This window comes from Lentilactobacillus hilgardii (assembly GCF_009832765.1).
Classification (GTDB): Bacteria; Bacillota; Bacilli; order Lactobacillales; family Lactobacillaceae; genus Lentilactobacillus; species Lentilactobacillus hilgardii.
The window spans coordinates 1,374,038-1,396,480 of sequence record NZ_CP047121.1 but is presented as its reverse complement, the minus strand read 5'-3'; the positions used below and the strand labels follow the sequence as shown (position 1 = coordinate 1,396,480).

Genomic DNA, 22,443 nt, shown 5'->3' with positions numbered 1-22,443 from the left:
AAACAACTTATGTGGAAACTAATACGTTTCCGTCAACGTCTTAAAAGAGCCAATACTCCAGAGTTTCTGGGATATTGGTTCTTTTGCTTAAATGTACTGGAGGGACTTACAATGAATGCAATTATTTTTCACGGATCGGCACCTCATGCCACAGCAAATAAATTTTGGTACCAAAATATCTCTAATAGTTTAATCAATCATGGTATTTCAAGTATTGTAGTTAACTTACCCCAACTTGACCAAGAACCTTTAACTGACACGTTGGAAAAGATTAATAAAATGGATTTAGAATTTACCAAAGATACAATTTTAATTGGACATTCTGCAGGAACAAATATTATCTTCGCTTTATTAGAACAACATTTAGAAACGCCTGTAAGAGCCGTTTATTTAATAGCAGGTTATAGTCAGCCTAACGGCATGAAACACACTACCCTAAAAGAGTCTTACGACTGGACTACCGTCAAAAACAATGCAAAGGAATTCTTCATACTAAATTCCTTTAACGATCCTTTTAAGTGCGATGAAAAACAAGGTAAAGTTTTATTTGATCATTTGGGTGACACGCTCATTTTACGTAACGACGGTCATTTTATGCAAAAACACCAACCATTGTTGCTTACTTTATTGAATCAATATTAATCAAAATGTTACAAGCTGTTGCTCAGACCAATTCTATTGTTTGAGTAACAACTTGTATAAAACAACAAACTAACTTCAAAAAAATCAAAGCATTTCAACACATGAACCGAAACACCAACCTACAAAATTAACCCGAGTTTCAATTCCTTCTTTAGTGAAACTTTCGTTAGTCGTTGTAGCTACTTACTTCTCCTTGATATCGATTTTTCGACGGATAGGCACAGCCACTTTACCATCAAACGCTGAATTGAGTAACTAATCAAGTCGGAAACAATTGCCCTTATTTAAAAAAAATACAAAGTCCAGCTTCTTTTGACATTAACTCATTGGGATTTTAACAGCATTCTGGTATACTTAAACAAATTTATAGAAGATGGTGATGTGTAGTGCCGAGAAATAACTTTGATACTCAAGAAGCTTTTGCTGAAAAGACCGTGGATATGGTCCTAAATCATTTAAAAGAAATACGACAAAAACGACCCAATAGTGATTTTATACTTTTAGATGATAAGAATTTTATGATTGATGATTTAAATACTGTCGGTTCCTTAATCTCTTTAAATCTTATTAACAATAAGGGAATGCGATGTGAACGGTTAGTGGCCCCGGAAGCTTTCTCAATTACTATAGAAGAACTTCGAAAGCGATAATGGAACAGAGGCATATTCTGCCTAACAGCATTAGTAAACTGCTAAGTGCCAAAGAAGCCCTGTTTAAATAAAGATAGTAATGACAAAAACGCCCACCTGTCAAAAAGGATGGGCGTTTTGGCTTTTTAAACTATTTAAACTTAGTAAAAATGACAAATTTCTTATTAGCCGTAATGTAACGGTCATTTAACAACTGGTATCTCGTAGTATATTTGTACTTAACGATTTTTTTTACTTTTAATATTTGTCCCTTTTTAAAATGCCTGATTTCTCCGGTGAGTGCACGTTTCCTGTATGAGTTTATTCCATTTGGGTTAATAATTTTGATCTTTTTATTTGCGGGCAGAGTCGCATAATAAGCAGGGATGACATATTTAACGCTAGAAGTAATGTATCCAGAGGTTCCTTTAATATACCGCTTAGCATACGGACTATATTGTTGGACGCGATACCTTAATTTGCCAGACTTATCCCGTTTATATCCTTTAACAACAAACTCCGGACGATTAATTCGTACGGCTCTTTTGTAATACTTAATACGATTTCTCTTGGAAAAATCACCTTTTTTATAAAGTCCAATCGTATTTACTGCATATACAGCTTGACCTTTTGCGACTACATAATTTGGAATGTCAGAATCCGAAACTTGGACTGGACGTGTTGTCGGCACTGTTGGGGTTGTCGGGGTTGTCGGCGCTGTTGGTGTCGTCGGCGCTGTTGGGGTTGTTGGCGTCGTTGGCACCGTTGGCACCGTTGGCGTCGTTGGCACCGTTGGCACCGTTGGCACCGTTGGCGTCGTCGGGGTTGTCGGCACTGTTGGTGTCGACTCCTTTTTATAGTAATAATTTACAATGACATTCTTAGCACCAATTTTCCCCACCTTTTCGCCATCGACCGAAATGAATGTATATCCCGGTACATCTACTTGTTCGGTTTTATAATTATCACCAAAATAGCCGGTAATAATTTTAGATTCTGCAATTTTGTTATGACTTTCATCAAGGTAATTGACGGTTACAGGCCTACCCAATACATTAATCGTTAATTGACCATTAAAATTTATATCCTTATTTGGTTGCTTGTTATAGGGGCTTGGATCACTCATAATTTTTTTCCAGTTTACTTCCAATTTTGTATTTGGATCAGCGTTGTGCCAAATAATTTCATTTTTACCTTGATCATAGCTACCGTTGTTAGTCGCGGTTATGCCATCAGTCAGTGAAATTCTATTCCCTTGATCATCAAAAATATACAACGGATTTTTTAAAACAATGTCGCCATTTTCCTCCAATTGTGCTTCTGCAAATGCCGTATTGTTATTAAATCCCCAAAACCCATTTTGGTAAAGAGAAAGATTAGAATATTGTTGAGAAAAGCCATACCATGGCGAAATATCCGTAAAATGCTGATGAGTAAACCCTAAATAAACGACATGTAACTTTCCAAGGTCTTCTCGTGTACTCAACTGTTGCTTAATCTGATTTAACGTTTGTGACAAATCATTAAAACCATTATTATCATACTGGGTAGTAAGCTGATGGTAACTGTTACTTAGGTTTGAGTTTAAATAACTTAAATCCGGAAAAAGCACTTTTGTATTCCTAAACGTTAAGAACCCGATACTAAACATACCGTTGAAGAATTCTAATCCTTGCAATGAAGATACTGGATTAGTAATATCAATGTTTATATAACGATTATTCTTTGCCACTTCTTTAGTAATATCCTCTAATGTGGCATCTTTTGGAAGCTGGGATGTTTTCTTTAGATAGGCTAAAATATCCTGTTGTAAGCCCTTATCAGGCATCCAAGAATCTAATGTTTCCCTAGATTCTACTATTTGTGAACTTCTTGTACCGGTTTCTGGGCTCGTGCTGGCTTTAGACCCTTGTTGCAAAAAACTTACTCCCAAAGCAATTGTCAATGCCAATAAACTATATTCGAATTTTTTCATACATGTACCCCTCAAGTATCAAAATCGATAAACTTTTGCTACCTAATAGTTACCTTGTTTATAGTATTTTACCATGTTAACTAATTTCCCACTATCAACATGCCTCTCTACTTACAACACCTATAATTCTTAGCGAATACTATAATTTGCGAATACATGTACTTATTATGTGGTAGCTAATCGATAAGGGAAAATTTACATCAAAAACTTGTCATCCCTTCGACACATTAATATGCAGTTCCTTAAAAACCTCTGATGTTGATTTTGTAATCAGATTTGCATTCAACTCATCAAATTGTTTCTGGGCAAGTACAGCGTTCGCTTGGTTGCTGGCAGTTAAATAGGTTTGCAAATCCGCTGTCTTGGCAATTGCACTGGATTGTTTATCGCTATTCTTTAAATGACGCAGAAGTTGTCGATTAACCTTTCTTTGAATGGGACGAATATAGCGGTTAGTAAAACTATTTGGATAAGGCTGTGCCAAAACTCCCGTTAATTTGTATGTCCAAAAAGCGGATTTCGAATCATACCTATCAGTTCCAATTTGATAAGTCACCGGTGTGTTATTAATATCCGTGTAAAACGGAACATAAACACTAGTGTCTGGAGAAGCCATTGCCAACCATTGAATACCTGAAATGGCCTTAGCAACATGTGGCCTAATTTGAAGAATGTGTGATTCATCATTCATTGGCATGTTAATCGGTCGAAATTTATTAAGCCATCGACCTTTTGAATCATACTTGGTATTTGTAAAATGACTAGCCAAAACTTGACCAACTTTTTGAACTGTAATTTTTTTATCGGATTTCATAAACATCTGAAAACTTCTCTGATCTGGGCTCTGCTTTTTACTTGGTGTTAAAATTCTTTGACCGTCCCAAATTCGAGGATTATTTTCCTGCCGATCGGCTTTGTTGCTGGTTCCAAATGCTTTAGCAAAGTTAACAGTCCCTTTACTGTAGCCAAGTAACTTATGCTTTCGTACAAAAGAAACGAGATGCTTGGAAGCTAAATACTTCTTATGGTTTTTTAATCTCAATCGTCCTATTCTCAATTGATTGGGAATGATCGCGTATCTGTTAGCAGGCAGCCTAACCGCAGCCCATTGATGACCCGCTCCGATTTCCATATACCACACTTCATTTTTATCAGAAAAAATAATACCGTCGGACTCTGCGGCACCACTCTTTCTAATAATGTTCCCCATTCTGATCACTCCTTGACGAGCAGAATGAATATAAGGTAATACCACATCGAGCATGGCATCTTCACTGATCCCCCTTTTTACGAATGGATCCGCCTTAATGGCCTTCCTATTTGAATCTGTTGATTCAGTCGCGCTCATTGCAACGTTACTTTCGTTAATGCCATCCTCTCCGTATTGACCATGTTTTTGTGTCCAGTCCGGAGTTGATGTGTATCTTTGATGGATTTTAGGAAGCCGAATGGTAAATTGATTTCCTTTCGAAACGTAGGTTGTTTGACCAGTATCCGTATGTGCATGGACAATAAAATGCTTTGCCCAATTTGTTGAGTTATCTTCATTTCTGGCAATAATCGTTGAACCATCTTTAGTTGCCTTAGAGCCGACTATCACAGTTGTACAAGCTGATGCTTTTAAAGCTCCAGCAAAAAAAGTTAATGATGTCAGTGCTCCAATGATGATTTTTTCATATAATTTCATATATTCTCCCACCTTCAATAAATTATTGTTTGTTTTCCCGTTGTGAATCAATCATGAAATCAACGTCTACTAATTGAAATATCGCTATTAGATTATCTCTAATCAATTTTATTGAGTTGAGGGCACAAGCTCCCATCCCTGGAGATAAGTAAACATCCACTTGAATGTGCATCCCCTTTTTAAAAATAAATATTTTTTTACAGTTTGACACGTGCTTCGACACAATGGCTTCTATTGTGTGTTTGGTCGGCCCAGCCGGCAGTTCTGCGCCCAGTATCTCCTTAACCGACTGAATCATAAAACCAATTGGCTGCCCAATAAACATTAGGACAATTATGATAGTAATGAAGAAGTCACCGGTATATAGCAAAAATGATAAGGGTGATCCGCTTGGAATAAACACCAGCAGCATTGCTACAAAAGCAATACCGATAGACATCATGACATCGATAAAACTATTTTTAGATTCGACAGTCAGTATTTCGCTTGCTCCTTTCATCTTTTTGTTTCCCCTGCGGTACATCGTTAACAGCCATGATCCTAAAATAACCATCACAATTGCATATATCAGAACCGGAATAACATTAATTTTGGTTCCCTGCCCGACTGTAAAAAATAAATAAGCTTTAACGCTAACACTCCAAGTCGTAAACCCCATCAAGAAAATGATTAATATCGACTTAAAAAACACATAAACCGGTTCTAAGATAAACAGCCCCTTTGGAAACTGTTTCGTTTTTCTCTGACTTATTCTGGAAATAGCGGCGGCAACTATGCCGGAAATGACTTCAATTAATACAAACGAAGCATCTAGAAATAAGGCTTCAAGATGGGTAAAAGCATACACAAGCATTCCAGCACTCCCCATTAGAATGTTAATAATGACGCCCCGATTGAGGCTTTGTTGTTCAATTCTTTTTGCGTTCATTTTCTATCCCTCACCTTATTCAAGAAATTCAAATATCATTATTTATCAAGATAACTTGCTTTTTTGAGAAACTTAGTCATACTTAGAGCTTAATAGACGGTTGTCTATAAATGAATATGTGTATATTATAGATATTTTTCCCTTTTATCAAAGAGCAATTCATTGAAAAATGTCTTTTAATGGACAAAATAATAAAAATTGACCAATTGGAGGAAAATATGGCTGAAGACAGACGACAGAGAAAAACCAAGAAAAGTATTCAAGAAGCACTCATTCAGTTTCTACAAAAAAAGCCCCTAAACAAAATTTCGGTTGCCGAAATTGTTCACGAGGCCGATATATCCAGAAGTACTTTTTATCTCCATTACGATGATTTGTATGATTTATACGATCAGTTAAATAATCATTTTTTGGACGGCTTATTTGAAAGCTTTGAAACCTACTACCCAACTACGCAAACAGAAAGCTATTTTGAGCTTGCTCAGAGACTCATTAATTACATTGACAAAAATAAAACTCTTTTTTCGATTTTTATTAAAGAAAACACCGTTTCTGTTGTAAACAGATTGTCCAATATCTTTGTGGACAAGGTCATGCAATTCGAAAAAATTAATAAAGACGATTTGCAGGGATATTATGAAATTGTTTGGTCCGTTCGTGGCATGATGGGAATTGTTATCGAATGGACCCAACATGACATGAAACCTGATAAAGATGACTTTATTGAAATTGTAAGATCAATTTTGGATAAATTATAAAAATATCATCGTTATTAGTTCGCTTTGGGCGCTAATAACGCGTCTCTTCTATATAAATGAGACCATCCTTCCCCCTTGATATTCCAGTACTTTTCATGCTATACTTCATGACGGTGCCAAACCACGGTGAGTTCGTAACGATCGGCGCATTTGCGTTCAGAAGGTCGAAGCGGCTCGCCATTTTTGTATCCTTATTTATCAGGATAGGATCGCCACAGCCTGACGGTCATATTAAAGACTTTGACTGATATCACTTTTATATTAGTCGTCATCTGTGCCCAATGACCTTTAACTCAAGTGCTATCCGGCACTTTTTTAGGCTATAAGTGCTAAACTGATATCGTTAATAAACTGACAAAAAGGAAGTGCCGAAAATGGATGAGGTGTTACTTTTAGCAATTATTTTGGCAGCCGTTGTTTTAGCCAATATTTTGGCACGATACTTTACAAAAATTCCACTGCCATTCTTCTTGATTTTCTTAGGTGTTCTGTTGGCAGGATTACCTGTTTATAAAAATTTTCACCTTGATCCATCCACCTTTGCGCTTGCAGTGATTGCACCGATGCTGTTTAATGAGGCGCAAAATAGTTCACGGCTTTGGATCGGACGATCTATCACCAATATTTTATCGTTAGCAGTTGGCCTGGTGTTGGTCAGCGTGCTGGTTGTTGGTGCCGGACTGCACATGGTTTATACCGTGCTACCCATTAGTTTGGCGTTTGCACTGCTCGCTATTGTCACGCCTACCGATGCCTCAGCGGTTAATTCGATTTTTGAATCAAATCCCATTGCTGAAGAACAAGCCGGTATTTTACAACACGAATCACTGTTTAATGACGCGGCCGGCATTGTCGTTTTTGACATGTCACTAGCTGCCTTTATCTCCGGCACTTTTTCAATGGAGTTGGCAGTCGGCATGTTCTTATGGGAATTTTTAGGTGGCTTATTATTTGGAAGTCTAATCGGTGTCTTAATCGTTAGCGTTCGTCTATTCTTAATTCGCTACAACGATGATACACCGCTCATCATGGTTCTCATACAACTATTGACGCCATTTCTGGTTTACCTTTTGGCCGAAAAGCTGGCATTGTCAGGTATCCTGGCCGTTGTGGCTGCCGGACTAGCCCAGGGTTCCGAACGTGAAAAGCTACGTTTAACCTCATCACGAATGCAGTTAATTACCAGTAATGTTTGGGAAATCATTTCCGGCATGTTATCAGGAACCGTGTTTGTCTTATTAGGACTCTCCTTACCGGAAGTCATTACTGCCATGCAACAATCCCCCAACCCAAACTTCGGTGTGTATAAATTGATTGGCATCGGGGTTCTCCTTTATCTGGCCAAAGGTATTATCCGTCTGTTCTGGAGTCGTTATTTAATTAAAAGACGTGTTAAAACAAGTCACGAATGGCGGGATAGTCTGGTCATGGCCTTTAGTGGCGCGAACGGAACCATTACCCTTTCTTTGGCTTTCTCGATGCCAGAAGTCATTCATGGTCAACCGTTCGAATTTCGTGGACCCATGATCTTTTTGGCAGCTGTTGTTATTTTCATCAGTTTGATTATGCCAACGATTTTCGTCCCGCTTCTTTTACCGAGTCAAGATAATAATCAGCCAAGGTATCGATGGGTACGGCGCATGCTTCAAGCGGCAATTTCCGATTTGGTTAAAGAAAAAGAGCATCCCGAAGAAGCCCAAATTGTTATCGATTCTCTGCAACAACAATTGGTTTTAGACGGCACACCAAATTTAAAGTTACGTCGCCGATTGATGAGTGAAAGTCATCAGGTAGAGTTAAGAGCTGTTCAAAAATTACATGACGACGGCAAAATCACCGATGATGAATTGTTTTATTATGGGAAATTCTTACAACTAAATAATTTCTCTGCCGATGAAAAAATTTGGAAAAATGTCCTGTTACGAATTCGCTTCAGTTTACACATCGGAACCTTATACAAGGACATGAATCGCGCACAAGATGCTTTTCTAACCGCTCCAGTTATTCTTGAAGAAGTTTACTGGCGGGAACAATTTAAAAAACACGGTGAGGATATTTTACCGATTGAACAGGTTGGCTTTGATGCCGTTATGGCCTTTCTAAAAACCAAAGATGTTGAAAGCGGTGTTGAATCAAACATGGTTAAACGATTCTATCGAACACGCCACCGTCGAATTCATGGAAAGGACGTTAATGCTGACATCGTTTATCAGATGTTCATGCGAGCCTTTCATAGCGAGTACGAACTAATTCAAGAAGCTTTAAGTACCGGAAAGATCAATTCATCCCTTGCCGAAAAGCTTCAGCAGCGAATCTCAATTGATGAAATGACTTATCTTCAAAATACAGAAATATTCAGCAACTAAAATGTATTTAATATTATTAAGCCTGACTAAATGGCACGCATTAAAGTGTCATTAGTCAGGCTTTCTATTAATGGGGTTTGTTATTTTAAAATACCAACCAGCAAAAGCTTAAATTAGAACGATAACGCTCCCTTCAGATCCCAACCTTTTAAAAACGGACCATTTCGCAATAAATGTTATACTGAATGAAAGCGACAGATTGAAGGGGGAGTTTTATGCAAAATCAAACACCGTCACGTATGCAGCGAAACCAAACAACGCAACAAACTAAAAAAACAAAACATACAAAATTAATTGTTGTCGTAATCGTATTACTGGTACTTCTGGGAGGCTTTCTGTACATTGGTCATCAAATTCATGAACTATCCGATGCTCAACGACAAACCAATACTATTTTAGACAAACCAATTAAAAATACAGTTGTTAAAATCGTCAAACCAAAGGTTCCGGCTGAAATTCGGCCACAAGTTGTTCAAATCATTGAACAGGAACCGCTTTATAGACTCCAACAAGCCGCAAATAATCCAGGGACGTTTCAGGAAATCGCCAACAAATACCAAGTACCGGAAAAATACGTTTATCCAGCTAAACAGTACTGGTTTAGTCAGGGAAATCAGACCTTACGGAATGATATTTACCATGCTCAGTTACTTCAATTACTATCTGAACTAAGGCAATTGAATGATTCATCAACCAATTCAACATCTCAATAATTCGAAACAGAAGACCTGTCTGTTATCAAATCGTTTTATTCAAAAACTTACTTACTACAGAGCGTGAAAAAACAGTTTATCTTTGTTTGATGTGAGGTATCCCCCCCAAAAGTTAAAGTAAAAACTTTAGCTCTGGGGGTATACGCCAGTATCAATCAATGATAAGCTGTTTTCGTTTTCGCAAATTTAAGCGCCCTCAGTCCAGCTGTCATTATCCATCGGGATATATAGCCAACCGTAACGGGACACTTTTATTTGTAGGTCCCAGACCATCTCATTGTCATATGTTTTAATACGGGGGTTTCTCGTTGAATAAACAGCATAAGGATGTGACCGTTCCTTTAATTTATAAGTATTTACTACCAGTTTCGATTTAGCCGCCCCAATCATATGACCATCACCCAACAAAAATAATCTGGTGGCCCCGCTTGGCGTTAATAAGCTTATTACACTAAGCATACTTGGCAAAATAATCCAAACTGTCAATCGGTGATGTTGGTCTCCTAAGTGACAACCTAAAAGTACTGGAAAATACCAAGCCGTAACGACCAGAACACACGGAAAAATAAGTGTCAATAAATTATTGGCAGACTGGCTAAGGGTCACATTCCCAAGTTCCGGATGAAATATATCGCCGAAAAATGTTACTGATAGTATGACCATCAACCCTGTCAGTATAAAAAGGGATTTTTTCTTTTTAAGAAACGCTGCCGGTAATGCAATAACAATCAGAAACCATTGGAATAATAAAATCCATAAAATAAGGATAACACCCCAATTATCGCCATCCGAGCTAATGTGAACCTCGTTTAACCCAACCGCTGCTAAAGCAAACATGATATACCATAAAGCAATAAATCCGATTCGTAATCCTAATAAAAGCCACCTATGCCACAAACGCAATGTAAAGCCCCCCCTCTCCTTTTATTATGGCACACTCAGAACTACAAAAAAGCTTCCAAAAACGATTTAAAAACAAGTTCAAAATCATTTTTGGAAGCTTTATTAATTTAGTTAATCAGGTTTATGACCGAACACCGTGTTTCTTTAAGAATTCACTTAATGGAACAAGCTTGTCGGCATAATAACGTTTCTTAAACTCATTAATCGTCTTTTCGTCAAACTTATCAGGATCCAATGTTAGTTTTTCAACCGGTATTGGACGCTCATTAGTCATCTTAACGTCAATTAAGACCGGTTTACCAGCTTTGGTCAACTCAACTGCTTGATCAAACGCCGGCTTCATTTGTTCAACTTTTGTCACCGTAATACCGGTCATACCTTGAGCTTCGGCTACTTTGGCAAAATCGGTTTGCGGCAAACTAATGCCAAACCATTCATGATTGTCATCTTCCTGTTCATCTTCAATGAAACCAAGGGCATCATTTGAGAAGACAACGTTGATAACCGGTAAGTGGTACGCAACCTGAGTACTTAAATCCTGCATCACCATGGCAGCAGCACCATCACCAGCCAAGTTAAAGACCTGACGGTTCGGATAACTTAGTTTAGCAGCAATGGAACCGGGTAGACCCACACCCATCGTTGCAAATAAACCGGAAGTAATCCATGGTTGTTTACCGTTAACTTTCAATAAACGAACCGCATTTTGAGTCACATCGCCAACATCAATTGAGTAAATTGCGTTGTCTTCAGAAATTCGATTAATTTCCTTAAAGGCCGGTTCAAATCTTAACTCACCGTCCGTTCGATTCATCATGTCATCATTGTACTGATGCCAATTAGCAACGTTATCCACGTTTGCGGCATACCAATCTGAAGGCGCGCTATCCTTACCCAATTCAATAAATCGCTGAAGAGACTTCTTAGCATCGGCTAAAATTGCCACATCGGTCTTATGACGTTTTCCGAGTACTTGCGGATTACTATCAATTTGAATAAATTTAACATCCGGTTTAAACATTTCTTCGGCAAATGGATAATTGGACCCAACAAACAGCATCAAATCAGTTTCTTGCAAAGCTTCATTAGCCGGCTTGGAAGCAACACGGGCAGCTGATCCTAACAATGCTTCAAAGTCATAAGGAATAATTTCCTTGCCAAGCGCGGTTGTAATGACCGGCATTTGAAACTTCTTAGCAAATTGCATCACTTCATCCGCTGCACCAATTGTCCCTTGTCCAACGTAAATTAAAGGCTTTTTGGCTTTTGAAATCAATTCAAGCGCTTGATTGATTTGATCATCCGACCCAGCCCCAAGGACAGGTTTTGCAAAGTTCTCAGCCGAACTATAGTAGCCATCGGCCGGAATTTCTTTATTTGACAAATCGTTTGGAATTGTCACAAATGCGGGACCGTGTTGTGCAAATGCCCGTCGAATAGCTTCATCAAGAATATGAGGTAAGCTCTCGGCAGTCATGACCGTACGGGCATACACACCGGCATCTTTGAACCAAGGGTTTTCATCAAACTCTTGGAAGAAATCTTGATTCATTAATGCCTGTGGATTTTGACCAACAATAAAAAGCACAGGAACTTTATCTGCCATTGCATCATAGGCACCTTGATACAAATGAGTTGCACCGGGACCAGCCGATCCAAACGCAACACCTATGTGTCCGGTTAACTTTGTATCGGCAACCGCAGCCAAAGCACCTACTTCTTCGTGACGAACATGAATATACTTAATACGATCTTTTTCGGCATCCAGTGCATACATCAAATTATTAACAGTTCCACCCGGAATACCATAAATATGATCAACATGCCAACTCTCAAGCGTTCGTAATGCTGCTATGCCTGAATTAATTGTTTCTGCCATTATTAAGACCTCCTGTATAACCATCAATTTTCTATTCATTCTTATGATAGCGGTGTCAAATTTGAAAAACAATTAAATGCACTTATTAATCGTAACCCAAAAAATGAACCTGATGATCTTTCCAGGTTCATTTTAATCTCGTATTTTATTCTTCAAATATCTTTCCAGCTTTAGGGCCCGGATCAAGTGTCCAAATTTTTTCAATATTAATCACACCGGCACCTTTTGGTACTGGAAACTTTCCTTCAGCCCATTTTTCGGCTTGTTCATAATAAGGACCGTCTGTATAAAGTTTTGCAGTCCCGCCAAACCGAAATCCCTTTAGCGCTTTAGCATTGGCAGTCGCAATAATAACTTTACCATTGTCGTTAATATTGGCTTGTGTCTGACCACCCGTCATTTCGTTATAAATAAGGTGTTCGTCATCCAACACACGCATGGAAATTTTAGGACCGACATCCGGATTGCCATCTGCATCAACTGTCGCAATATAAGATAATTCACCAGCAATTAAATCTTTCATTGCCTGGTTTAACTTTGCCATCATAACATCCCCTATTTATTTAGTAAGGTCATTTTAGTGCTTGTTCAATCGACAAGCAATCATTTAACCTTACACGACATATTGATGCCGAAATTCAGAAATAAACCCTTTCTCCAGACCCAACCCCTCTTTTAAATAATTTTCAAAATGACCATATTGCTGATTGATCGTCACAAAAAAATGTTGTAAATAACGCCGATCAACTACCAATGCCTGACTTAATGCCTTTTGCTGGCCGGTTGTTAATTTATCTGCCAATTGATGGATAATTTGTTTATTTGCTTTCTTACGTGATTCGTTGGTTTTTAAATAATCTTCAAAGATGTCGTTATCACTGACGCCAGCCGTTTTTAGAATTAAAGCGGCCGCCACACCGGTTCGATCTTTACCGGCAAAGCAATGAAAGAACGTCGGCTTTGGGTCGTCTACCAATGCGGTCATAAATTGATGATAACCCTTTTGAGCAGAAGGACTGGTAACCAGTTGGGCATACGTTGCTAACATCACTTGACTGATGTCGCCCGCATTATTAATCATGCCTTCAATGCTGACACCGCTTTTCTTTGCATCAACCAAAACATCGATCGCGTCATAATCAACTCCACCCCACACACTATCGGGATATTGTTTTCTCTCGGCTTGGCTTCGAAAATCAACTACCCGGGAAATTGCCAGTTTGTCTTTTAAATATAAAATCTGATTCTGATCCAAGTCGGCAATCTGACCACCCCGATACAACAAACCATCTTTTATTCGGCCATCTGCAGCCGGATAACCACCAAGTGTTCTGAAATTTGTTAATTCTACTGCCATTTTTTTCACCCATTCATTTTAATTATGACCACACTCTCATGGTGCCAATGGTCCAACTCTACCATAACTATCGTTTAAAATGATTAATCAGTGTCTACATCTTTAAATTGATAATAATCGGCTCCAAAATTTGCCATAAATTCATTTAATAATTTGGGATTTTGCTCCATTACGAAAGCATGGCCACCATTATTCCAAAACTTTTCTTTTCGTCCCTTTGTCAGCGGCCAATATTTTTCCACAAAGTCCGGTAATGTTGGATCGGACAGATGGTTATTAACGTACCAACTAATAAAGTCCCTCATTCGCTGTGTCGATTTAGTGAACTCACTGATTTGATCTGTCTGTTCCTGCAATTTTTGCTTCGCATTGTCAATGGCTTTTTGGCGTTCTTCGGTTTTAATACCATACCTGGAAATTTCCCAAAGAAGCCACGTGAAGCCCTTCCAAAAGTCGCCCTCTGGAATCACCACATTCATCATCATCAACACATCATAAGATAGTAGATCAATCCCAAGAAATTTTTCCTTGGACTTAAGATGATATAAAACCGGTTCCCAATGATCAAAAAAAGTTTGATCACTATCCGTGTGAACCTTACCAACTAAGAGTTCATCTTCTAATCTACGCTGGACTTGAGACTGATCTGTTGAGACTGCCTGAAGCATTTCTTCGAGTTGCACGGTAAACTCGTGACGACTGTCCGTCAACGAGCTTTCAGGCCTCTTTGAACGAAATTCTTTGATAATGGCGTTGAAGTTTTCGGTATAAAGAGCTGCTTTTACGGCATCTACCATTGAATAACGTTGCTTTGACACAGTATACAGGAACAATGCATCATCAATGTCAACAAACCGTTGGTTGACATTCTCTACCAACGGATCCGATATTGGTGACCAGTGGACAATGTGTCTACTTGTGTTATTTTGAGAATCCGTCAGTTCAATGTCGATAACATCCTGAACTTTTTTTAAATGTTCAAAGGCATCCCGGCCACCAACAAAATAGTGGTTGGCCTGAACGCTTAATTCTCGATTAAGGACCAACACAAAGCCAGTAAGTAAGGTCGGATTGTCCAAATCTTTTTCAAGAATTAAAAATGAAACATCTTTTGAATCAAAAACCAACTTTTCACCATTTTTAAATATTAATGTTAATTGATTGACCAATGCTAAATTGACACGACTACCCTTGTGAGCAAATTTTTCCCAAGCGTGTAGTGCCGTATCTTTTTTGCCCTGCAATCCACCACGTTGTTTACGGACCAGATAATCACCTGCAGTCGTGCCCGTTATTAAGTTATTATCTGCAAGCTCCGCAATAACGTCCCTATCAGTTTCTCTTTTTACCACAATCACATCAACCCCTACATACCAAACTCATTTAATGATCATTCCCATATTACCGATATTTTATTAAATAGGCAACTCGTTTAAAGAAGCTTTTATATAAAATAGATAACTGCCATTTTGTTGCTTTTTAGATCAAAAATAATTATTCAACTTATTTTTTGGGTATCCCTAAATTTAACTTTTGCTAAACCTCATTTTGGTGTAAAATAAACTCAGGAGAAGGTGAGCATATGCAAAACCAATCTGACCAGAATCTGGATCTTTATAGAGAACTGGTTAAAGAAAAAGACCTTGTAGAAAAACAAAATACCGTTAAGGCATATGGTTTCTTAGCAATGCTTTATATGTATCTTGGTGAATAGCAGTCTAACCGTCTTCTCTGATTATCCTCCTTATTATTAATCGTATTGTGGTTGTTTATTGGCGTTCACAACTAGAATACAGTTAATAATCCTGTTTGTTTTCCTTTATTTGCATTAATTCCAAAGGTCGTTTCATCTCTTGGACCTTTGGATTTTTTTGTGCACCTGTCTTTTATATGACACTGAAAGTGATCAAGCTTTTATCGAAACCAGCTGTAAAAAGGTTGTAAAATAATTGACCATTCAACTATTTGGCACTAACCTGTAGGCGAAGTGGAAATTTGAGTATGATATTAGGAGGTATTTGAGATATATGGCAAATTCTACAGATAGTAACCAAGCTTTAAAAGAAAGAGAAACCGATTATTCCTCAAAAGACTACTTTAATTTAATGACCAAGTATTGGAGAGCTGCCAATTACATCTCTGTTGGTCAATTGTACTTAAAGGACAATCCTTTATTAAAACGCCCACTGACAAAAGCGGATGTTAAGTTTCACCCGATTGGCCACTGGGGTACAATTGCCGGTCAAAACTTTATTTACACACATTTAAACCGTGTTATCAAGAAGTACGGTCTGGACATGTTCTATATTGAAGGGTCAGGTCACGGCGGCCAGGTCATGGTCTCCAATTCCTATCTTGATGGCAGTTATACAGATATTTATCCAAATATTACCCAAGATGAAAAGGGATTGCAACGTTTGTTCAAACGCTTCTCATTTCCAGGTGGTGTTGCCTCTCACGCGGACGCTAAGACGCCAGGCTCCATTCATGAAGGCGGTGAATTAGGTTATTCACTGTCACATGGTGTCGGTGCCATTTTTGATAATCCAAATGTCATTGCTGCCGTTGAAATTGGTGATGGTGAAGCTGAAACCGGCCCCCTTGCAACTTCCTGGTTCTCAAATGTCTTCATTAACCCGGTTAATGATGGTGCCGTCTTACCCATTTTAAACTTAAATGGGTTCAAGATTGCCAACCCAACTATCCTCTCTCGTAAATCAGATGAAGAATTAACCAAGTACTTTGAAGGTATGGGCTGGGAACCGACTTTTGTTGAAGGTGACGATGCCGGCAAGTTAAATCCGGTTATGGCTAAAGCCATGGATTCATCTATCGAAAAGATCCATGCTATTCAAAATCAGGCTCGTGAAAGTTCTGCAGATGATGCAACGCGTCCTGTATGGCCAATGATCATTTTACGTGCACCAAAGGGTTGGACTGGTCCTAAGATGTGGGACGGCAAGCCAATTGAGGGCTCATTCCGTGCCCACCAGATTCCAATTCCCGTTGATTCGGAACATATGGAACACGCTGACGCTTTGGTAGAATGGTTAAAGTCATATAAGCCTGAAGAACTGTTCGATAAAAATGGTGCTTTAAAACCGGAAATTAAGGCCACAGTTCCCGTTGGTCATTCTCGAATGGCTGCCAATCCAATTACTAATGGTGGTAAGGATCAAAAACAGCTTGACCTGCCCGACTGGCGTAATTATGCATTGGACAATTCAAAGCGCGGTGCCGGTGAAGAACGTCAAGACATGGTTGAATTAGGCAAATTCTTCCGTGATGTTATCAAGAATAACCCTAAGAACTTTCGTCTGTTTGGTCCTGATGAAACTGCTTCAAACCAATTGCAGGAAGCCTTTGCGGTTACCAACCGTCAATGGATGGAACCAATTCACAATCCATATGATCAGTGGATGAAGGCAGACGGCCGTATCATTGACTCTCAACTTTCCGAACACCAAGACGAAGGCTGGTTGGAAGGCTACACCTTAACCGGTCGACACGGTGTCTTCACGAGTTACGAAGCTTTCTTAAGAGTTGTTGATTCAATGTTGACGCAATACTTCAAGTGGATTCGCGAAGCTAATGAACAACCTTGGCGTCAAAAATATCCATCATTGAACATCATTTCGTCATCAACATCGTTCCAGCAGGATCATAATGGTTATTCGCACCAGGATCCGGGTATTTTAACTCATTTAGCCGAAAAGAAGCCTCGCTATATTCGTGAATTCTTGCCGGCCGATGCAAATTCACTGCTTGCCGTTATGCACAAAGCATTGAATATGAAGCAAACATTGAATGTGACAATTGCTTCCAAACATCCACGTCCACAATTTTACTCAGTCCAAGAAGCTGAACAATTAGTAGATCAAGGGTTGAAAGTCATTGATTGGGCAAGCACCACCAAGCCCGGTGAAGAACCAGATATTGTGATGGCTGCTGCAGGAACCGAACCAAACCTTGAAAGCTTGGCTGCAATTGACATTTTGCATCAACAATTCCCTGATTTGAAGATTCGCTTTATTAATGTTGTTGACTTGCTTAAGCTGCATTCACCGCAATTTGACCCACGTGGTCTTAGCGATGAAGAATTTGACAATTACTTTACTAAAGATAAGCCGATTGTCTTTGCATTCCATGGCTATGAAGATTTGATCGAAAGCCTATTCTTCAATCGTCATAATCACAATTTACACGTTCATGGTTATCGTGAAGATGGTGATATTACCACCCCATTTGATATGCGTGTATTGAACCACTTGGATCGATTCCACTTGGCTAAGGAAGTTGCGGAAGATGTTTACGGTGATAAGTCTTCCGAATTCACTTCGCACATGGATGACAAATTACAGCAACATCATGACTACATTCGTGAAACCGGAGCTGATTTACCTGAAATCAGAAATTGGGAATGGAAATCACTTAAATAAAATAAAAATAGGTTAATCATACTTGCCTAGAATAAAATGGCCAGCTCTCATAAAACAGCAGCTGACTATTTTTGTTGGCACTCACAACGCTTTAGAATTTGTAACGGCCCTGGGATATCACTATCAAATTTTAAATTTGGCAGAATGAGAAAACTGTTATAATAGACTTATCAAATACAGGAATCACTTGGAGGAAAATCATGAAAGTTATTAATGTTGAACTCACGGTTAAACCGGGTAAGCAAAAAGAATACGAAGCATTTATCGATAAGCTGGTTCAAGGCTCACGTGAAGAGGCTGGTAATATCAGTTATAATCATTTTAAAAAAGTCGGGACAGACAATGAGTATGAAATTATTGAACATTGGAAGGATGCTGATGCAGTTGCCTTTCATAACGACACTTCCCATTTCCAAGCCTTTCTTTCAGGCGTTGGTGCTTATCTAACCAAGGATCCCGTCATCATTCGAATGGATTATCAGGAAAAATAATCACCGTAACTAAAATAAGAAGCTGATCCGGGTGCTATTAAAGCACTTGAGTCAGCTTCTTTGTTAATGATCCTGTTTAATTAATTTTTCTCTTCGGATTTAAAATACCCATTGGATCAAATAAATTTTTAATTTGATGTTGCAGCACGTCAACTGAGTCACCCAATTCTTCATTAGTCCATTGATTCTTTGACATCCCAACTGCATGTTCACCAGAAATCGTGCCACCTAAAGCCAGTGTTTTTCTAAATAGCCGACGAGTAGCTTCAATGACTCTTTCAGGTGGGGTGGGTTGATCATTCCATAGCAGACTTGGATGCAGGTTACCATCACCGGCGTGTCCGGCAGTATAAATGTCGACATCCAACTCAGTACCAACCTGGGCGATATATTTAACCATTTCTGCCAGTTTGGATAATGGCACCGCCATATCTTCCATAATGTAATATTTAGCATTGGAAAAGACCGCCGGCAGCATATCCTGACGCAACTTGATTAAGGATTTGGCCTTTTCTGGATCGTCTGTAATTTGAACATTCCAAGCACCCTGCTCGTCAAGAATCTTCTTGGAAGTTTGCAATTTTAGATCACTGGCACTATCAATGCTGAAAATCAGTAGTGACGATGTATCACTTTGTGAATAACTCGTGTGTTCATATTGATCCAATGCTTTGACGGTTTTACCATCCAACGCCTCAAGCATTGAAGGATACAAACCGGAATTTCTGATTGCTTTAACGCCTTCTGCCAATTTTGCCATATCGTCAAAGAACGCCATTCCGGTAATGGTTTTACCTATCGGAATCGGGAATAATTTGACGGTTACTTCTGTAATGATACCCAACGTCCCTTCGGAACCAACCAATAACTGTGTCAAATCATATCCATATGCCTGCTTGAATGTCCGACCGCCAAGCTTAATCTCTTGGCCATTCGTCAGCATCACTTTTAGCCCAAGGACCGAATCTTTGGTTGCACCATACCGGACACCGCTTAGTCCGCCGGCATTGGTTGAAACATTGCCCCCGATAGCAGACATCGGTTTAGACGCCGGATCAGGTGCATAAAACATCCCCTGTTTCCGGGCTGCCTTATCCAAATCCTGGTTGATCACTCCAGGTTCAACGACTGCAAGCGAGTCATCTTTATCAATTTCCTTAATATGATTCAACCTGGCAACTGACAAAATAATGCCGCCATTAACACCATCGGCACCAATAACGGTACTGGTATCAGCGGTCTGTGGGACAACCGGCAAATGAAACTTCTGTGCGGTCTTCAAAACACCCCGGATATCATCCTTATCTCCAACGGCGACATAGGCCAAAATTTGACCACTGATTGAACTTTCGGCATTTCCGTTTGCTGTATGCTTGACTGCCGTTTCGTCATCAATATGAATTTCAGCGTGTGGTGCCTGTTGCTTCAAAAAATCGATTATTTGATCATGATTGTAAGCTGTAAAAACTGCCATCAACTAGCACTCCCTTATTAAATAAATTTTTATGAACATTTGTACCAAAATTAATTGTCGTGGGTTAATGCCATACATCAACTTTACGAACCCATTTTTAGTTTTAAAGTGTCTTGATCAATTGGTCAAATATTTACACGTTTAATTTCAAAACCTTCTCTATTGCTTATCAAATAAGCGTTATTCGTCACTAACTATTTATAAGCACAGATTTCACAAGCTAATTTCTCACAACCCAACATGTGAATTTGCTATAATGAAAGTAGAAGTTATAGAATTAAAAAGTTATAACTATCATAATCTTTAAGGAGTTGGTCAATATGGCAATTAAAACAACTGTTTCAGAACTAGCAAAGTTACCAGACATGAATGCACCGGTGATTACGCTGAACTTGAACCTAAATAAATTGGCTTATGACGCAAACGAACAACTTCGAGTTAAGAATATCTTGAAGGAAATTCAAAAGGAAATCGGTCCAAGCATCGATTCTTTCGTCAATGAAGTCAATGATCTAATTCGCCAAGAACTGCCTTACGATGGCATCACGATGATTTCCGACCGAAGCGGCTCGAACGTCTATTATCTCATTCGAACCAGTGTCGACGAGGCTGATTATCACACTGACAACTCCATTGATTTTCTACTGCTCTTAAGTGCTTCGCCAAACGCTGATTACACATTACTTGAATTAAATCGTGATAACAGTAAGTTATATCAACTTCAAAATAAACGTGTTAGTCCACTTGCTGTTGAAAATTATCCACTTACCGTTCAAGATGCGTTGGGAACAGAGCTTCGTGGCGGCGAACTGAACTTTAGCGGTCGTGGCGGTCAAACTCAATATCATGGGCATAACGAAACCAGTCAGGAAAAGCAAATTGACCAGGAAAGATACTATCACGTTCTGGAAGATTTATTGAAAGATGACCCATCATTGAGAGAACACGACTTTATTTTGATGGGATTACCGCAAAATATCAATCTTTTCAAGAAGTTGAACAAGGCATTAAAGCTTGCCGATATCTCAATTGATCAATCGGTTCAAAGCTTAGCACCAGATAAAATTGCCGAACTGGTTAATAAGAAGATCGAAGATTACAATAATACCCACTCTAATGAAGCGATCACAAAAGTCTTCAGAGATAAATTATTTACGGATTTAAATACGATTCAGAACATGCTCAACTCGGACCAGGTTCGTCACTTGTTCGTGGCTTCCAGAGATGAAATTAACGGTCATGATCCAGAATCATACGCAAAAATTAACGTCATGATTAAACAAGCTTTGGCACAAGACGCAAATGTCTCTGTTGTAAAGGAACAACCCGACATGCCTCTTGTTAGTGCAGTGAGCCATTAAAAATGCCGACATTAATCATCAAATAGGCAAACTAAAAAAGGTCGAAGGCTATCGTCTTCGGCTTTTTTTACATAGAATTTAAAAATTATTGATCAACTGTTGATAACACATGTCCGTTTGGCCCAACAATATCGCCATTATGGGATTGCCCATCCAATAAAATATTAGTTACCAGCTGACCGCCCTCTTCAACGGTTTTCATAAACGGTCCCTGTCGATGACCATTGATATCGGTTGACACACCACCGGGGAAAATGCCAAAAATTGATAGTGGCAGTTTCTGGTTAATAAAATCAACCGCCAGTGTTTGAATCAAACCATTCAGTGCAATCTTCGAAACACGGTACGCTGCCGGATTATACCAAAGTGTGGCTGAAAACGGACCGGTTAGATTTGCAATTCGACCATGATTATTTTTCAAAATCGGCACTAACTTCTGAATCACCTGAAGTGTGCCAAATAAATTAACGTTTAGTGTCTGCTGATAATCAGCGACCGTTGTTTCTAGAGCAGGCTTTGCCATATCTCCTGCAATACCGGCATTGTTAACCAATAAGTTCAAATCCGGATGTTGACGACTAATTTTGCCCGCTGCTTCAGCAATTGATTGTGACTCGGTTAAGTCTATTTGAATCGTATCCAATTGAAGGGCCGAAATGCCGGCTTCAACTAATTTGTTAACTGCTTGCTGCCCTGATTCAAGCCGACGGGCACCGACAATCACAAAATACCCATGCTCTGCAAGCTGTTTTGCAATTTCAAATCCAATTCCCCGATTAGCTCCGGTTACAAACGCCTTATTTACCATAAAGTTACCTCCAATTTAAGATAAGCATTTCGA

Annotated in this window: 18 protein-coding genes; 8 read left to right on the top strand and 10 right to left on the bottom strand. The window is 39.0% G+C overall.

The genetic code is table 11. From position 1 onward, the window contains the following. Positions 1-111: 111 nt before the first annotated feature. A complete protein-coding gene (locus tag GQR93_RS06455; protein WP_187117454.1) occupies positions 112-642 on the top strand; it encodes an alpha/beta hydrolase in 531 nt (176 codons plus the stop codon). A gap of 780 nt (positions 643-1,422) precedes the next feature. Here GQR93_RS06455 and GQR93_RS06445 read toward each other — a convergent pair. The 3 genes from GQR93_RS06445 to GQR93_RS06435 all read right to left on the bottom strand — a co-directional run bounded on the left by GQR93_RS06445 (position 1,423) and on the right by GQR93_RS06435 (position 5,861). After that, the gene (locus tag GQR93_RS06445; RefSeq protein ID WP_003553516.1) at positions 1,423-3,246 is read right to left on the bottom strand and encodes a DUF5776 domain-containing protein; all 1,824 of its coding nucleotides are present in this window, start codon (positions 3,244-3,246) and stop codon (positions 1,423-1,425) included. A gap of 211 nt (positions 3,247-3,457) precedes the next feature. Beyond that, a complete protein-coding gene (locus GQR93_RS06440) occupies positions 3,458-4,933 on the bottom strand; it encodes a C69 family dipeptidase (RefSeq protein WP_225430277.1) in 1,476 nt (491 codons plus the stop codon). Positions 4,934-4,955: 22 nt separating this feature from the next. Next, positions 4,956-5,861, bottom strand: coding sequence for a cation transporter (locus tag GQR93_RS06435; protein ID WP_003553512.1), 906 nt, complete (start codon positions 5,859-5,861; stop codon positions 4,956-4,958). Positions 5,862-6,079: 218 nt separating this feature from the next. Between GQR93_RS06435 and GQR93_RS06430 the strand changes: the two genes are divergently transcribed. The 3 genes from GQR93_RS06430 to GQR93_RS06420 all read left to right on the top strand — a co-directional run bounded on the left by GQR93_RS06430 (position 6,080) and on the right by GQR93_RS06420 (position 9,698). Next, positions 6,080-6,619 (top strand): TetR/AcrR family transcriptional regulator, encoded by a 540-nt coding sequence (locus GQR93_RS06430; RefSeq protein ID WP_225441262.1) that lies wholly within the window; start codon positions 6,080-6,082, stop codon positions 6,617-6,619. A gap of 374 nt (positions 6,620-6,993) precedes the next feature. Continuing rightward, positions 6,994-8,985: a cation:proton antiporter gene (locus GQR93_RS06425; RefSeq protein ID WP_003553503.1), complete on the top strand. Its 1,992-nt coding sequence runs from the start codon at positions 6,994-6,996 to the stop codon at positions 8,983-8,985. A gap of 215 nt (positions 8,986-9,200) precedes the next feature. Continuing rightward, the gene (locus tag GQR93_RS06420) at positions 9,201-9,698 is read left to right on the top strand and encodes a hypothetical protein (RefSeq protein WP_003553501.1); all 498 of its coding nucleotides are present in this window, start codon (positions 9,201-9,203) and stop codon (positions 9,696-9,698) included. Between the two features lie 186 nt (positions 9,699-9,884). Here the strand turns inward: GQR93_RS06420 and GQR93_RS06415 are convergent, their stop codons facing one another. The 5 genes from GQR93_RS06415 to GQR93_RS06395 all read right to left on the bottom strand — a co-directional run bounded on the left by GQR93_RS06415 (position 9,885) and on the right by GQR93_RS06395 (position 15,189). After that, positions 9,885-10,601 (bottom strand): hypothetical protein, encoded by a 717-nt coding sequence (locus GQR93_RS06415; protein ID WP_225430276.1) that lies wholly within the window; start codon positions 10,599-10,601, stop codon positions 9,885-9,887. Positions 10,602-10,722: 121 nt separating this feature from the next. After that, positions 10,723-12,480: a pyruvate oxidase gene (spxB, locus tag GQR93_RS06410; protein WP_187117453.1), complete on the bottom strand. Its 1,758-nt coding sequence runs from the start codon at positions 12,478-12,480 to the stop codon at positions 10,723-10,725. 145 nt (positions 12,481-12,625) lie between these two features. Next, entirely contained in the window at positions 12,626-13,027 is a 402-nt protein-coding gene (locus GQR93_RS06405) for a pyridoxamine 5'-phosphate oxidase family protein (RefSeq protein ID WP_003553496.1), read from the bottom strand. A gap of 66 nt (positions 13,028-13,093) precedes the next feature. Continuing rightward, complete coding sequence (locus tag GQR93_RS06400) at positions 13,094-13,837, bottom strand: tyrosine-protein phosphatase (protein WP_003553495.1); 744 nt, start codon at positions 13,835-13,837, stop codon at positions 13,094-13,096. Positions 13,838-13,920: 83 nt separating this feature from the next. Beyond that, positions 13,921-15,189: a hypothetical protein gene (locus GQR93_RS06395; protein ID WP_003553494.1), complete on the bottom strand. Its 1,269-nt coding sequence runs from the start codon at positions 15,187-15,189 to the stop codon at positions 13,921-13,923. Between the two features lie 230 nt (positions 15,190-15,419). Here GQR93_RS06395 and GQR93_RS15580 point away from each other — a divergent pair, with 230 nt between their 5' ends. The 3 genes from GQR93_RS15580 (at position 15,420) to GQR93_RS06385 (ending at position 18,767) form a co-directional block, all read left to right on the top strand. Continuing rightward, entirely contained in the window at positions 15,420-15,551 is a 132-nt protein-coding gene (locus GQR93_RS15580; RefSeq protein WP_003553493.1) for a hypothetical protein, read from the top strand. Between the two features lie 313 nt (positions 15,552-15,864). Next, complete coding sequence (locus tag GQR93_RS06390; RefSeq protein WP_003553492.1) at positions 15,865-18,276, top strand: phosphoketolase family protein; 2,412 nt, start codon at positions 15,865-15,867, stop codon at positions 18,274-18,276. A 200-nt stretch (positions 18,277-18,476) separates the two neighbouring features. Further along, positions 18,477-18,767, top strand: coding sequence for a putative quinol monooxygenase (locus GQR93_RS06385; RefSeq protein WP_003553491.1), 291 nt, complete (start codon positions 18,477-18,479; stop codon positions 18,765-18,767). A gap of 76 nt (positions 18,768-18,843) precedes the next feature. Here the strand turns inward: GQR93_RS06385 and GQR93_RS06380 are convergent, their stop codons facing one another. Continuing rightward, positions 18,844-20,241 carry an FAD-binding oxidoreductase gene (locus tag GQR93_RS06380; RefSeq protein WP_003553490.1) on the bottom strand — a complete coding sequence of 466 codons (1,398 nt, stop codon included), beginning with the start codon at positions 20,239-20,241 and terminating at the stop codon, positions 18,844-18,846. A gap of 320 nt (positions 20,242-20,561) precedes the next feature. Here GQR93_RS06380 and GQR93_RS06375 point away from each other — a divergent pair, with 320 nt between their 5' ends. Next, on the top strand, positions 20,562-21,602 hold the full coding sequence (locus GQR93_RS06375; RefSeq protein ID WP_003553488.1) for a baeRF6 domain-containing protein: 1,041 nt from the start codon (positions 20,562-20,564) through the stop codon (positions 21,600-21,602). A gap of 85 nt (positions 21,603-21,687) precedes the next feature. Here GQR93_RS06375 and GQR93_RS06370 read toward each other — a convergent pair whose 3' ends face one another. Continuing rightward, complete coding sequence (locus GQR93_RS06370) at positions 21,688-22,410, bottom strand: SDR family NAD(P)-dependent oxidoreductase (protein WP_159298726.1); 723 nt, start codon at positions 22,408-22,410, stop codon at positions 21,688-21,690. Positions 22,411-22,443 lie beyond the last annotated feature (33 nt).

What these genes read in the sequence shown, in the direction of transcription:
- GQR93_RS06455 (WP_187117454.1), top strand. Translation starts at nt 112, where the DNA reads ATGAATGCAATTATTTTTCACGGATCGGCACCTCATGCCACAGCAAAT.
- GQR93_RS06445 (WP_003553516.1), bottom strand. Translation starts at nt 3,246, where the DNA reads ATGAAAAAATTCGAATATAGTTTATTGGCATTGACAATTGCTTTGGGA.
- GQR93_RS06440 (WP_225430277.1), bottom strand. Translation starts at nt 4,933, where the DNA reads ATGAAATTATATGAAAAAATCATCATTGGAGCACTGACATCATTAACT.
- GQR93_RS06435 (WP_003553512.1), bottom strand. Translation starts at nt 5,861, where the DNA reads ATGAACGCAAAAAGAATTGAACAACAAAGCCTCAATCGGGGCGTCATT.
- GQR93_RS06430 (WP_225441262.1), top strand. Translation starts at nt 6,080, where the DNA reads ATGGCTGAAGACAGACGACAGAGAAAAACCAAGAAAAGTATTCAAGAA.
- GQR93_RS06425 (WP_003553503.1), top strand. Translation starts at nt 6,994, where the DNA reads ATGGATGAGGTGTTACTTTTAGCAATTATTTTGGCAGCCGTTGTTTTA.
- GQR93_RS06420 (WP_003553501.1), top strand. Translation starts at nt 9,201, where the DNA reads ATGCAAAATCAAACACCGTCACGTATGCAGCGAAACCAAACAACGCAA.
- spxB (WP_187117453.1), bottom strand. Translation starts at nt 12,480, where the DNA reads ATGGCAGAAACAATTAATTCAGGCATAGCAGCATTACGAACGCTTGAG.
- GQR93_RS06405 (WP_003553496.1), bottom strand. Translation starts at nt 13,027, where the DNA reads ATGATGGCAAAGTTAAACCAGGCAATGAAAGATTTAATTGCTGGTGAA.
- GQR93_RS06400 (WP_003553495.1), bottom strand. Translation starts at nt 13,837, where the DNA reads ATGGCAGTAGAATTAACAAATTTCAGAACACTTGGTGGTTATCCGGCT.
- GQR93_RS15580 (WP_003553493.1), top strand. Translation starts at nt 15,420, where the DNA reads ATGCAAAACCAATCTGACCAGAATCTGGATCTTTATAGAGAACTGGTT.
- GQR93_RS06390 (WP_003553492.1), top strand. Translation starts at nt 15,865, where the DNA reads ATGGCAAATTCTACAGATAGTAACCAAGCTTTAAAAGAAAGAGAAACC.
- GQR93_RS06385 (WP_003553491.1), top strand. Translation starts at nt 18,477, where the DNA reads ATGAAAGTTATTAATGTTGAACTCACGGTTAAACCGGGTAAGCAAAAA.
- GQR93_RS06380 (WP_003553490.1), bottom strand. Translation starts at nt 20,241, where the DNA reads ATGGCAGTTTTTACAGCTTACAATCATGATCAAATAATCGATTTTTTG.
- GQR93_RS06375 (WP_003553488.1), top strand. Translation starts at nt 20,562, where the DNA reads ATGGCAATTAAAACAACTGTTTCAGAACTAGCAAAGTTACCAGACATG.
- GQR93_RS06370 (WP_159298726.1), bottom strand. Translation starts at nt 22,410, where the DNA reads ATGGTAAATAAGGCGTTTGTAACCGGAGCTAATCGGGGAATTGGATTT.